This window comes from Saccharopolyspora soli, from assembly GCF_022678645.1.
Lineage (GTDB): Bacteria > Actinomycetota > Actinomycetes > Mycobacteriales > Pseudonocardiaceae > Saccharopolyspora > Saccharopolyspora soli.
The window spans coordinates 77,945-90,913 of sequence record NZ_JALBWV010000034.1; the positions used below are offsets into that span (position 1 = coordinate 77,945).

Here is a 12,969-nt window from a genome sequence, read left to right on the forward strand (position 1 = left end):
TGCCCGCAGCCGGGATCCGAACCCCCGGCCTGGTCCGGACGGGTGCGGTGCAGGATCAGCCGACGATCCGGCGTGCGCCTATGTAGTGGCCGTCGCCCTCGACGGAGCGCACATCGACGAGCTGTCCTTCGGTGGGGGCGTCCACCACCTTTCCGCCGCCGACGTACATGGCCACGTGGTGGATCGTTGACGGGTCGCCGCTTCCGTCGTCGTAGAAGACGAGATCGCCGGGCTGCAATTGGTTCCTGGACACCGCGCGCCCGACTGTCCACTGTGTCCGACTACTGGGTGGGATGGTGATCCCGGCCTGCTTGTAGGCCCATTGGGTCAGGCCCGAGCAGTCGAAGGTCGTCGGCCCCTTCGAACCCCATTCGTAGTCGGACCCGCGTTTGGACAGCGCGGCCTGCAGGGCGGTGTTCGCGGCTCCGGGCGGGCCGAGGTAGGAACCGGTGTCGACGGGGCCTTGCAGGCGTCTGCGATCGGACGGGTCGAGACCGTTCAGCGCCCGGCGGACCTCGCTGATCCGGCCGTCGAGATCGTCCTTGCGTTGCTGGACTTCGCCGACGAGACGAGCTGCGGCGTCGGTGGCTTGTTGGGCGCGGAGTTCGGCTTCCTGCGCTTGTTCGCGAGCGCTCTGGGCCCGCTGGGTCGCGTCCTTGAAGCCGTCGAGCACCTGCTTGTTGTCGGCGGCCAAGACGCCGAGCATGGTGGCCTGGTCGAGGAAGTCGTCCGGGATCTTGCTGGTCAACGCGGCGGTGAGTTCGTCCGTGCGAGAGCCCCGGTAGGCCGAAGCGGTGAGGCGGTCGACCTCGCCCTGGAGCAAGGCTTGCTCGGCTCGGGCTTGGTCTTCGATCCCCCTGGCTTGCGCGACGGAAGACTTGGCCCTGGCCAGCTCGGCTTCGTTGGCGTCGAGGGCCATTTCGGCGTCGCTGAGATCTTCCTCGGCCTTCGCGGCCTCCGCGCCCAATTTTCGGTACTCCGCAACGGGATCCGATGGCTGTGCGGTTGCCGGAATTGCGATCGTCCAGGCCAGCACGGCGATCGCCGAAGCGGCGAGCGAGGCTTTGATCGACTGCCTGAGCCGGTTTGTCGCCACGTTGCGCAGATCTCCTCTGTCCTGGTGGGACTTTCGGCATGCGATGAGCGGATCCCGTCCCACGATGCGTCTCGACGAGGGCTCCCCGGCAGCCCGATCGCGAAACCTACTCGAAAGATCCCCACCTGTCTACTATTCAAATTAGTAGTCGCGCGCAGGGATCGAGTGTTCACGATCCGTGGTCGCTTCCACTTCAGTTCAATAGTCGTTAGTATGTCGACATGGCTGTGGAACGTGACGATGCTTGCGACCTGCTGTGCCTGGATCTGCCGCATGCCGAGGAGATCCGGTCCGGTCTACCCGGACTGCCGGAGGTCGAGCCCGCTGCGGCGGCAGCACGCGCGCTCGGAGATCCCACCCGGTTGACCATTGCCGCCGCACTGCACTCCGGTGGCGAGTTGTGCGTCTGCGACGTTTCTTGGGTGGTGGGCCACGCGAAGAACCTGGTCTCGCACCACCTGCGGCAGCTGAAGATCGCCGGGATGGTGTCTGCTCGGCGGGACGGGCGGCTGGTGATGTACGAGCTGACCGAAAGGGGCCGCGTGCTGGTCAGCACGGTGCTGGGCGACGCCGCCTTCGACGAATTGGTGCAGGGCTGAGCGATGGGCGCGGAGTGCTGCGGGCAGCGGGAAGTTCAGTCGCCAGGGCCGGATGTGCCCGGCGCGGAGCGGTTGTGGCAGGTCAAACAGCTGCAACTGGCCGCGGTCGCGGCGGTGCTGCTCGGGGCTGGATGGTTGATCGGACTTGGCGGCGCCGAGTACGTGGGCGTCGGTTTCGAACTGGCTGCCGCAGTGGCCGGTGCGGCGACATTCGTGCCGGAATCGCTGCGCAACCTCGTGCGCCGCCGTGTCGGTGTGGGCACGCTGATGACCATCGCCGCGATCGGCGCGGTGGCGTTGGGGCAAATCGCTGAGGCGGCGATGCTCGGTGTGCTCTTCTCGATCGCCGAGGGTTTGGAGCATTACGCCATCGCCCGCACTCGGCGCGGCCTGCGCGCCCTGCTGGGCTTGGTGCCCCCGACCGCGTCGGTGCTGCGCGACGGTTCAGAAGTCCGGGTATCTCCGGATGACCTGGTGGTCGGCGATCGGATGCTGCTGCGGCCAGGCGAACGCGCGGCGACCGACGGGGTGATCCGGTCGGGTCGCACCAGCCTCGATTTGTCCGCGATCACAGGGGAATCCGTTCCCGTCGAGGCGGGACCGGGGGACAGCGTCCACGCCGGGGCGATCAACGGCGGCGGCGCCGTCGAGGTCGACGTCAGCGCACCCGCCTCCGACTCGTCGCTGGCTCGTATCGTGCACATCGTCGAAGAAGCGCAGGACCGCAAGGGCAGAGGTCAGCGGCTGGCCGACCGCATCGCTTCGCCCTTGGTGCCGGGGATCATGGTTCTGGCAGTGCTGATCGCCGCTCTCGGTGTCGTACTGGGTGAGCCTCTGGTGTGGATCGAACGAGCCCTCGTGGTGCTGGTGGCCGCGTCCCCGTGCGCGCTGGCGATCTCCGTCCCGCTCACCGTCGTCGCCGCGGTCGGGGCCGCCAGCCGGACGGGCGCATTGGTCAAAGGCGGCGCAGCGCTGGAGGAACTCGGCCGCATCGGCACGGTAGCCGTGGACAAGACCGGCACGCTGACGCGGAACAAGCCACGAGTCGTGGAGATCGTCCCCGCCAACGGGACCACGGACACTGAGGTCCTGGCCGTCGCTGTGGCCCTGGAAGCACGCAGTGAACATCCACTGGCTCGGGCGATCCTCGACGCCACCGACGGCGTGCCGGCCGTCGCCGACGAGGTCACCGCGATACCGGGGCGCGGATTGCACGGGCAGCTCAACGGTTCGCAGCTGCGGCTGGGCAAACCCGGCTGGATCACGCCGGGCCAGTTGGCCAGCGAGGTCGAGCGGTTGCAGCAGGATGGCGCCACGGTGGTGCTCGTCGAACGCGACGACGTCCTTCTCGGGGCGATCGCGGTGCGCGACGACTTGCGCGACGAAGCCGTCGAGACGGTCCAGCAGATGCGCGGCCTGGGCATCGACACGGCGATGCTCACCGGCGACAACACCCGTACCGCCACCGCGCTGGCCCGGCAAGCGGGCATCAGCGCGGTGCACGCCGAACTGCTTCCGGAAGACAAGGCCCGGCTGCTGAGTTCGCTGAGCAATGGCCGCAAGATCGCGATGGTCGGCGACGGTGTCAACGACGCGCCCGCGCTCGCCACCGCTGATGTGGGCATCGCGATGGGCGCGATGGGCACCGACGTCGCGATCGAAACCGCCGATGTCGCCCTCATGGGAGAAGATCTCCGACACCTGCCCCAACTCCTGGCCCACGCCCGGCACGCCCGCAACGTGATGCTGCAGAACGTCGGCCTCTCGCTGGCGATCATCACCGCGCTCATCCCGCTGGCGGCGTTCGGTGTGCTGGGACTGGCCGCCGTGGTCTTCGTGCACGAGCTGGCCGAAGTCCTCGTCATCGGCAACGCCATCCGCGCCGCCCGCGCACGTCCGCTACCCGAAGTCGCTGCGGTTCAGCCGGTCGTCGTTGGCAAACCCACTAACCGCGGCAACGACGACGGCTGCTGCGACGCCTGCTGACCCGACAGCCGAGGCAATGGTGAGCGGGCCTACGTCTGGCGGGAGCGGAGCTCGGGGGCGGACTACTCGCTCCATACCGGGTGGGCGGTCTCCCTTACCCGTCCATCGGCGTGGAATACCAGGAAGCGCTCGAACGAGCGGGCGAACCAGCGGTCGTGGGTGACCGCGACGACGGTGCCCTCGAACTCGTCCAAACCGGACTGCAATGCGTCGGCCGAGATCAGGTCCAGGTTGTCGGTCGGTTCGTCGAGCAGCAGCAGGTTAGCGCCTTCGAGTTCCAGCAGCAGGATCTGGAACCGCGCCTGCTGGCCGCCGGACAACGTGTCGAAGGGCCGGTGCGCGGCTTGGACGATGTCGTAGCGCGCCAGTGCGCTGCTGGCTTGTTCGCGTGACATGCCACTGCGGCGCGGTCCACCGCCGGTGAGCAGTTCCAGGAGGGTGTGTCCGGTGAACTCCGGATGCTCATGGGTCTGGGCGAACATCCCGGGCATCACCCGAGCTCCCAGGCGTGCGATTCCGGTGTGCGCCACCGGGGTCAGCGTCTCTTGGCCGGGCACCGGGATGTCGTCGCTGCCGCCGCGGGCGAGCAGTCGTAGGAAGTGCGACTTGCCGGTGCCGTTGGCGCCCAGTACCGCGATCCGTTCGCCGTAGCGGAACTCGGCGTTGAACGGCTTGGTCAGGCTGTCCAGCGCCAGGTCCTCGCAGATGACCGCGCGCTTGCCGGTGCGTCCACCCTGCAACCGCACCCGCACCCGCTGCTTGCGGGGGACCGCTTCCGGCGGACCGGCCTCCTCGAACTTGCGCAGGCGGGTGCGCGCCGCTTGGTAGCGGGCGGACATTCCGTCGTTGTAGGACGCTTTCTGCTTGAGGTCGTTGACCAGTCGGGTCAGCTTGGCGCGGTCTTCGTCCCACCGGCGGCGGAGCTCGTCCAATCTGGACATCCGGTCTTCGCGGGCTTGGTCGTAGCTGGCGAAGCCGCCGCCGTGGACCCACAACCGGTTCCCGGCCCCACCCAGCTCCACTGTGACGATGCGGTTGGCGGTTCGGTGCAGCAGTTCGCGGTCGTGCGTCACGAACAGCGCCGTCTTCGGCGTTTCCCGGATCTGCTCTTCCAGCCACTGCTTGCCGGGCACGTCGAGGTAGTTGTCCGGCTCGTCGAGGAGGAGGACCTCGTCCGGCCCGCGCAGCAGCGCTTCCAAGGCGAGTCGTTTCTGCTGGCCGCCCGAGAGGTGTCGCAGCTCTCGGTAGCGAACTCGGTCGTAGGGCAGGCCGAGCGCCGCGGTGCAACAGCGGTCCCAGTGCACCTCGGTGTCGTAGCCACCGGCATCGGTGTATTCGGAAATCGCTTCGGCGTAACCCAGTTGCGCGGCATCGTCGTCGGTGTCGATCAGCCGGTTCTCCGCCAGGTCGAGGGCTTCCGCAGCAGCCTGCAACCGCTGGGGGGCCAACGACAGCAGCAGGTCCCGCACGGTTGAGCCGTCGCGGGCGTGGCCGATGAACTGGCGCATCACCCCGAGCCCACCGGATCGGGCGGCGGTGCCCTGGTGCGGCGCGAGGTCACCGGAGACCAGCCGGAGCAACGTCGATTTCCCCGCGCCGTTGGGGCCCACCAACGCGGCCTTGACCCCGTCACCCACGCGGAACGAGACATCATCCAGCAGCACCCGCCCGTCCGGCAGGACGTACTGCACCTTCTGCAACTCGACATGCCCCACAGCGGTTGGCTCCCAAATGCGCAAAAGTGGTGGTCGTCGGTCTATTCCGGGATCAGACCGGCGATGTGGCGGCGCAGCACCTCGGCCATCAGCTCGTCATCACTCGACCCGTGCGGATAAACCACTTCGAACGTCAAGCCGCCGACCAGTGCGGTCAGCCGTTCCGCCTCCACGCCGGGATCGGGGACGTGTGCCGCCTCCAACGTTTCGCGCAGGACGGCGCGCAGGTCGGTACCCATCCGGGTCGCGAGCGGCCGGAACTCCGGGCGCAGCCGCGCCGCAGTGATCAACTCGACCAGCACGATCGCCTCGGCACGGTCGGACACGGGAAGTACGGCGCGGCACGCCGCCTCGACCAACTCGCGCCGACCGGCCGCGTCCGAGCGGGCAGCGGTTTTCGGCAGCGCGTCGTGGAGCCGCCGTTGCATGCGAGCGCCGACCTCTTCGGCAGCGGCCACCATCAGCCTTTCGTGACTCCCGAAGTAGTGCCGCACCGAACCGATGTTGATACCGGATTCCTCGGCCACCTTGCGCAACGATGCCTCACCGACCCCGCCGCGGACGACGAGGCGGAACACGGCGTCGACGATGCGGCGCTTCGCCGCAGTGGACGTGGCGGTAGAGGCAGTCACGACCGCCAGGCTATCACGCCTGTGATAAATCCATCGCGATCACGTGGCCGTGGCTCACGATTTCTCCGCTCCTTCTGTTGCGCCGCGGATGAAGTAGCGCTGAAACGCGAAGTAGACGATCGCCACCGGCACGGTCATCAGGACAGCCGCGGCGAGTTTGAGCGGGAACTGGTTGCCCTGGCCCAGTTGGCCGCTCACCAGTGCGGCGACACCGCTGGTGAGCGTGTTCAGGTCGGGGTTCTGTCGGGAGACGATGAAGTGCGGCAGTTCGTTCCAGGCTCCCTGGAAGGACAGGATCGTCACCGTGATCAGCGCGGGCCTGGCCATCGGTAGGACGACCGACCAGTACGTCCGGAACACTCCGGCGCCGTCGATCCGGGCGGCCTCCTCCATGCTGGGGGGAATGCTTTCGAAGAACTGCTTCATGATGAAGATGCCCGTCGCGTCCACCGCCAGCGGCAGGATCATCGCCAGGTACGAGTCGTACATGCCGAGTTGGTTGAGCACCAGGAACTTCGGGATCAGCAGGACCACGGGCGGCACCGCCATCACCCCGATGACCGCCGCGAAGAGCACCCGACGGCCGCGGAAGTTGATGCGCGCCAGGGCGTAACCCGCCAGGGACGCGAAGAAGACCCGGCCGAGCGTGACGAAGATCGCGACGATCACCGAGTTCAGCGCCCAGCGCGGGAAGTTCTGCTCAGCCAGCTCGCGGAACGCGGCCAGCGTCCAGTGCTCCGGGATCGGGTTGAGCGGATGGGCGGTGGCGTCCGCGGCCGTTTTGAAAGAGGTGCCCAGCTGGATCAGGAACGGATAGATGTAGAGCACCGCGACGGTGCTCAGAACCACGTACCCGAACACCTTGGCCGGGCTGATCTTTCGGCGTTGCTTCATCGCGTGGCGTCCTTTCCGCCCCAGCGGGATCCAGTGCGTTCCCGGAGCAACCACCGCTGCGCCACCGTCAGCAGCACGATGAGGAAGAACAGCATGAACGCGATCGCGGAGCCCTGTCCCCACTCCTTGTCGACGAACGACGTGCTGTAGGACAGGTAAGCGGGTGTCAGGGTGGTGTTTCCCGGCGCGCCCTTGCTCAGCACGTAGATCTGGTCGAACACCTGCCAGGTGGCGATCAGTCCGAGCGTGATCACCAGGAACAACGTGGGGCGCAGCATCGGGAGCGTGACGTAGCGGAACCGCTGCCACCGGGTTGCCCCGTCGATCAGCGCGGCCTCGGTCACGCTCTCCGGAATGTTCAGCAGCGCCGCGTAGAACATCAGCATGAAGGTTCCGGCGGTGGTCCACACGCACAAGATGATGATCGAGCACATCGCCACGCTCGGCCCGGAAATCCAGTCGTAGAGCGGCAGTCCGAGGAACTCCGGACCGGTGAGCAGACTGGGCGGGCTGTCCATCGGGGCGATTCCCAGCGCGTTCAGGGCCAGGTGGAAGATACCGCGCCCGTCCGCGAACCAGCTGGGACCGTCCACACCGAACAATCCGAGCAAGGCGTTCACGGTTCCGGTGCTGGAGAAGAGGAACAGGAACACGATCGAGATCGCCACTGAACTGGTGACCGTGGGAAAGTAGTACGCGGTTCGGAAGAAGTTCTTGCCCCGCAACCGCTTGTGGTTGAGCACGATCGCGAGGAACAGCGCGAACGCGGTCTGCAGCGGGACCACGAACAGCACGAAGTAGAAGTTGTTGCGCACGCTGGTGGCGAAGTTGGTGCGCGCCAGCCCCGGTTCGGACAGCAGTGCCGAGTAGTTCTCGCCACCGACGAAGCCGACCTTCGAGGAGAACGGGCTGCCTGTTCCGGTCCAGTCGCTGACGCTCACCCATGCCGCCATCAGAATCGGCAACAGCATGAACAGGCCCAGGATCACGACCGCGGGCGCGACGAACAGCCAACCGGCCAGGTTCTCGCGCCCGCGGGTTCCCGGACCGCGTCGGCGCGGCGCCGGAGACGAGGTCGCCCCCGGCGCCGCGATCGTGGTGTCGACCGACATCGCCGCTCCCGTCAGGAACCCAACGCCGCAGTGGCGTTTTCCTGCAACTGCTTCAGGATCTGCTTCGGGTCTGCCTCGGGGAGCCCCTGCAAGCCGGTGTCGAACGCGGTGAGCACCGGGTCCATCTTGGGCAGCGTCACCGGACCGTGCGCGTAGTCCGCGCCGTCGAGAAACGCCTGCTGTTCGGGGAATTTCCGCACGTACTCCGGCCTGGCTGAGATGCGGGAGGGCAGCACGCCGAACGCCTCGGCGAACACGATCTGCTGCTGCGGGGTCATCAGCGCGTTCACCAGGTCCTGCGCCTGCTGCTGGTACTGGCTCTTCGCGGCGATTCCCCAGCACTGCGTGAACGACAGAGTCCCGTTTCCCTTCGGTCCGGCAGGCAGTGGGACCGTCCGGTACTTCACGTCGGGGTAGTCGGAGCGCATTCCGCCGACCATCCAGTTGCCCTCGATGGTCATCGCCGCCTTGCCCTGCCCGAACGTCTCGGTTCCGTCTCCGGCGCCGATTTGCTTGGGATACTTGGCGACTCCCTCGGCGAGCAGCTTCCGCACGTACTCCAGGGCCTGCGCGTTCTCCGGGCTGTCGGCGATCGCCTGCTTCCCGTCCTCGCTCAGCACCCAGCCACCAGCCTGCGTCAGGAACGCGCCGATCCGGTCTCGGGTGTCGTTGAACACCAGGCCGGTCTGGCCGCCGGTGGTGAGCCTGCGGGCAACCGACTCCAGCTGCTCCCAGGTCTTCGGGATGTCCGCGTCGGTCAGCCCCGCGCGAGTCCAGGCATCGGTGTTGATCTGCAGCGCGAGTGTGGAGAAGTCCTTGGGCGCGCAGTACAACTGGTCCTGGTAGGTGAACGTCTGTCGCAACGTCGGGTACAGATCGTCCTTGTACGGTAAGGAATCCCCGTACGGCAGCAGGTTGCCCGCTTGCGCGTAGGCGGCGAACTTGGTGGCGTCGACCATGAAGACATCAGGCGGGTTCCCGCTGGCGAAGCCTTGGCTCAGCTGCTGGTTCATGTCGTTGGCCGGATTCACCGTCACCGTTGAGCCGGTCCGCGCCGCCCACGCATTGGCCGCGTCGCGCACCGCGTTCAAGTCGGCCGTTCCGGAGGTGGAGATCAGCACGGTGAGGTTGGCCGGGCCCGAGTTCTGCTCGACCTGGCCGCTGTCGTCGAACCCGCTGCCGCAGGCGCTCGCGCCGAACAGCGTCCCGGCGGTTGCTACTGCGGCAACGACGCGCATGAGCGATGGTCGCATCGATCCTCCTTGATCAAGTGCTCTTCTCGCGGTAGGTCCTGATCAGCCAGAGGTCCCGCGAACGACGAGTTGTGGTGCCAGCAGCGCTGGCTCGGGTATGGCGGCATCCCGCAGTACCGCTTGCAACTGGTGGATGCACTGCGCCGCCACTTCCGCGACCGGCTGGGATACGCTGGTCAGGCCCAACATCTCCGCGACCGGAGTGTCGTCGAAACCCGTTACGGCGACGTCGGTTCCCGGATTCAGGCCCCGCTCGCGCAGCTCGCTGACAACTCCGAGTGCCAGCGAGTCGCTCGTGCAGACGAAACCGGTGGGAGGGTCGGCCGACAGCAACCGGTCCACGGCGGCTCGGCCACCGTCGATCCCATCGGCCACTTCGACGGTCCGGTCATCGGTGAGACCCGCCTCACGCATGGCGCGTTGCCAACCGGCGCGCCGGTCGTCGCCGGAACCCGACCCGGCTGGCCAGCCCACGAAGGCGATCCGCTGGTGTCCGCGTTGGATGAGGTGGTCGGTGGCGAGCTCGGTCCCGGTGGCGCCGTCGACATCCACCCATGCGTGGTTCTCCGTTGCTCCCCAGGGCCTGCCAAATGTGACGAACGGGAGCTTCTGCTCCCGCAGCCACTGGGTTCGGGCATCGCCGTGGTGCGTTCCGGTGAGCACGAACGCGTCGACGCCCACGGTGTCGACCAGTTCGCCGTAGGCCCGGACCTCCGCGTCGTCGTCGCGCGCGGTGAACAACATGATGTGGTGGTCGTGCTCTTCCGCCGTCGCCGTCAGGGAATGCAGGAACCGGTCGAGCACGACACCGCTGATCCCGTCGCCGATGGGATCGATGCGCAGGCCGATGACCTGCGAACGGTGGGTGCGCAGCTGGCGCGCGGCCCGGTGCGGGCGGTAGCCCTGCTGCTCGATGACCGCCTGCACCCGCTCCCGTGTCTCCGAGTTGACCAGTTCGGGCGCGTTGAGCACGTTCGACACGGTCTGCCGCGAGACCTTCGCCTGCTTGGCCACCGAGTTCAGGGTCGGCCGAGCCGAACTGTCCGCAGTCACCGCTGGTTTCTCCTCGTGATCAGGATTGATCGTTCAAATTCGGTTTTGAACGTTCAAGGTGGCGTGTAGCGTGACCCGTTGAACCCGCGCCCGTCAAGCCCCGGATCAAACTTGACAGCGGGATGGTTTGAACGATCAAATCCGCTGGCGCGGTTGGCCGGGCCGCAAGGCGCGAGTTGTCCGAACAAGGGAGTCTCGACACATGGCCGCACGGCAACCCCTCCTGCACGACCTCGCGGTAGCGCTGCGCACACCCACCGTTGTCTTGTCCGGAGTGGACGGACAGATCCGGGACACCGGCACGCAAGGCGTGCTGTTCGCGGATGTCCGCGTGCTCAGCCGTGCTGTCCTGACCGTTGCCGGAGACGAGCCGGAGCCGATCGGCCATGACGCGATCGACGCCGCGACCGAGCGGTTCACCGCGCTGCTGCGCGGCCCCTGGGACGTCGGAGCGGACCCGACCGCATGGCTTCACCGGCATCGCACGGTGACGCCGGACGGGGTGTCCGAGACTTTTGAAGTGGTCAGCCGGTCCGAACGCCCGGTGCAGTGCCAGCTCACCCTGTCGCTGGCGGCGGACCTGGCGCCGATCGAGGTGATCAAGTCGGGCAACCGGCACGATCCGCGAGCACCCCGCATCGAAGAAGACGGCTTGGTCTGGGAAACCAACGGTGTGCTGATCAGGCTGGCCGCCCCGGACGGCGAGTTCGAGCTGCTTTCCGACAGCACCGCAGCCGTCCGGTGGACGGTGGACCTAGCTGGCCCGGCGACGCAGCGCTGCGACTGGACGTTGACGGTGCAGGATTCCGGCTCCGTCGTGCATCCTGCACGGCAGATGTTGCCGCAGCCGAACAAGGTCCGCGCCGGGGACTGGCGTTTGGCCGATCTGGTGCGGCGCTCGGTGGACGATCTCAACGGACTCCTGGCTCGCCACGGCGACGACACGTTCGCGGCAGCCGGGGCGCCGTGGTACCTGACGCTGTTCGGGCGGGATTCGATCTGGGCGGCACGGTTGCTGCTTCCGCTGGGTGTCGAACTCGCCGCTGGAACACTGCGAACGCTGGCCCGATTGCAGGGCACGAAGCTGGATCCCGAGACGGGCGAGGCGCCGGGCAAGATCCCGCACGAACTCCGCCGGAGCGCATTCGAACCCGGCACCGCCACATCGCTCCCACCGCTTTACTACGGCACGATCGACGCCACCCCGCTGTGGATCTGCCTGCTGCACGACGCCTGGCGATGGGGCATGCCGGACTCCGAAGTGGCGGCGCTGCTGCCGAATCTGCTCGCCGCGCTCGACTGGATCCGCGGCCACTCCGACATCGACGGCGACGGATTCGCCGAGTACATCGACGAATCCGGCCGCGGGCTGGCCAACCAGGGCTGGAAGGATTCCTGGGACGCGATCCGATTCTCCGATGGCGACCGGGCGGATCCCCCGGTCGCCCTGGTCGAGGTGCAGGGCTACCTGCACGAGGCGGCCTGCCGAGGGGCGGACCTGCTTGCGGCGTTCGGCCGCGACGGAGCGGACGACTGGCGCCGGTTCGCCGCGGAGCTGACCGAGAAGTTCCGCGCCGAGTTCTGGGTTTCCGACCAGGCCGGGCCATATCCGGCGCTCGCGCTGGACGGCGGCAAGAAACCGGTCGACGCGCTGACCAGCAATATCGGGCACCTGCTGGGAACTGGGCTGCTGACCGAGACGGAAAGCCAGCAGGTCGGAAGGCGGCTGCTCGGCTCCGACATGGCAGGCGGATTCGGACTGCGCACCATGTCCGACGCGGCGGGCGGATACTCCCCGCTGAGCTACCACTGCGGTTCGGTGTGGCCACACGACACGGCGATCGCCATCCTCGGGCTGACCCGCTCCGGACAACGAGACCGAGCCGCGGAACTCGGCCGCCAAATCCTGCACGCAGGCGCAGGTTTCGGCTGGCGGCTGCCGGAACTGTTCTCCGGCTACGGCATCCAGGACACCGGCACGCCGATCCCGTACCCGGCATCCTGCCGCCCCCAAGCGTGGTCGGCGGCGGCCGCGATCGCGGTGCTGCAAGCCTTCCTCGGCCTGGAGGTCGACGTCCCGGCCCGGCAGATCGTCATCCGCCCACCGAAACCAAGCCCCGTCGGTGCCCTGGAAGTCGAAGGACTCGTGGTAGCGGATGCCCGACTGGACATCGCGATCGACGCCGAAGGCAACGTCCGCCACGTCCAAGCCCCGGAGGGCTACCGCGTGATCACAGGCTCCTCGGTGTTCTGAGTGGTCGCGTTCAGTGAACCAAATAGTTACTTGAGTTCAAGATTGAGTAACTCGATCGTTGCTCAGCTGGCGGCGTAATGACGGGGACATCCGCGCCGGGGTCCTGTTGCTCTGGTCGACGATCTCACTGCCTGGCGGTTCCGCGAGAGAGTGCGGCGGCTTTGCGTTCGCACCTGGGACTGTGGCTCTGTCGGCACGTCACCCGAGTTCGTGTGGGCTCGTGCCCGCGGTTGCGTTGATCTTGATCGCCAGCTTCCTGACGATCGAGGCGTTGCCCGCGATCAAGCATCGAAGAACTCCAACCTAAATAACTGTTCTTTGACTTGTGCCGCCTCCACTAGTAACCTCCTAGTTACTAGTCTGAGTGTTGAGGAG

General features: G+C 67.2%; 10 protein-coding genes. 3 read left to right on the top strand and 7 right to left on the bottom strand.

The window, feature by feature from the left end:
* Positions 1–55: 55 nt before the first annotated feature.
* Positions 56–1,096 (bottom strand): C40 family peptidase, encoded by a 1,041-nt coding sequence (locus MOQ72_RS24660; RefSeq protein WP_242188000.1) that lies wholly within the window; start codon positions 1,094–1,096, stop codon positions 56–58.
* Positions 1,097–1,317: 221 nt separating this feature from the next.
* Here MOQ72_RS24660 and MOQ72_RS24665 point away from each other — a divergent pair, with 221 nt between their 5' ends.
* Positions 1,318–1,695 (top strand): ArsR/SmtB family transcription factor, encoded by a 378-nt coding sequence (locus tag MOQ72_RS24665; protein WP_242188001.1) that lies wholly within the window; start codon positions 1,318–1,320, stop codon positions 1,693–1,695.
* Between the two features lie 3 nt (positions 1,696–1,698).
* The gene (locus MOQ72_RS24670; RefSeq protein ID WP_242188002.1) at positions 1,699–3,681 is read left to right on the top strand and encodes a heavy metal translocating P-type ATPase; all 1,983 of its coding nucleotides are present in this window, start codon (positions 1,699–1,701) and stop codon (positions 3,679–3,681) included.
* 62 nt (positions 3,682–3,743) lie between these two features.
* Here the strand turns inward: MOQ72_RS24670 and MOQ72_RS24675 are convergent, their stop codons facing one another.
* Genes MOQ72_RS24675 through MOQ72_RS24700 form a run of 6 tightly spaced genes read right to left on the bottom strand, consistent with a single transcriptional unit; the run spans position 3,744 to position 10,340 of the window.
* On the bottom strand, positions 3,744–5,396 hold the full coding sequence (locus MOQ72_RS24675) for an ABC-F family ATP-binding cassette domain-containing protein (protein ID WP_242188003.1): 1,653 nt from the start codon (positions 5,394–5,396) through the stop codon (positions 3,744–3,746).
* Between the two features lie 41 nt (positions 5,397–5,437).
* Positions 5,438–6,028: a TetR/AcrR family transcriptional regulator gene (locus MOQ72_RS24680; protein WP_242188004.1), complete on the bottom strand. Its 591-nt coding sequence runs from the start codon at positions 6,026–6,028 to the stop codon at positions 5,438–5,440.
* Positions 6,029–6,082: 54 nt separating this feature from the next.
* Entirely contained in the window at positions 6,083–6,922 is an 840-nt protein-coding gene (locus MOQ72_RS24685; protein ID WP_242188005.1) for a carbohydrate ABC transporter permease, read from the bottom strand.
* Entirely contained in the window at positions 6,919–8,034 is a 1,116-nt protein-coding gene (locus MOQ72_RS24690; protein ID WP_242188006.1) for a carbohydrate ABC transporter permease, read from the bottom strand. Before MOQ72_RS24690 ends, MOQ72_RS24685 begins: the two co-directional genes overlap by 4 nt.
* A gap of 11 nt (positions 8,035–8,045) precedes the next feature.
* The gene (locus tag MOQ72_RS24695) at positions 8,046–9,287 is read right to left on the bottom strand and encodes a sugar ABC transporter substrate-binding protein (RefSeq protein WP_242188007.1); all 1,242 of its coding nucleotides are present in this window, start codon (positions 9,285–9,287) and stop codon (positions 8,046–8,048) included.
* A gap of 42 nt (positions 9,288–9,329) precedes the next feature.
* The gene (locus MOQ72_RS24700) at positions 9,330–10,340 is read right to left on the bottom strand and encodes a LacI family DNA-binding transcriptional regulator (protein ID WP_242188008.1); all 1,011 of its coding nucleotides are present in this window, start codon (positions 10,338–10,340) and stop codon (positions 9,330–9,332) included.
* 202 nt (positions 10,341–10,542) lie between these two features.
* Between MOQ72_RS24700 and MOQ72_RS24705 the strand changes: the two genes are divergently transcribed.
* A complete protein-coding gene (locus MOQ72_RS24705; protein WP_242188009.1) occupies positions 10,543–12,594 on the top strand; it encodes an amylo-alpha-1,6-glucosidase in 2,052 nt (683 codons plus the stop codon).
* Positions 12,595–12,969: the final 375 nt, after the last annotated feature.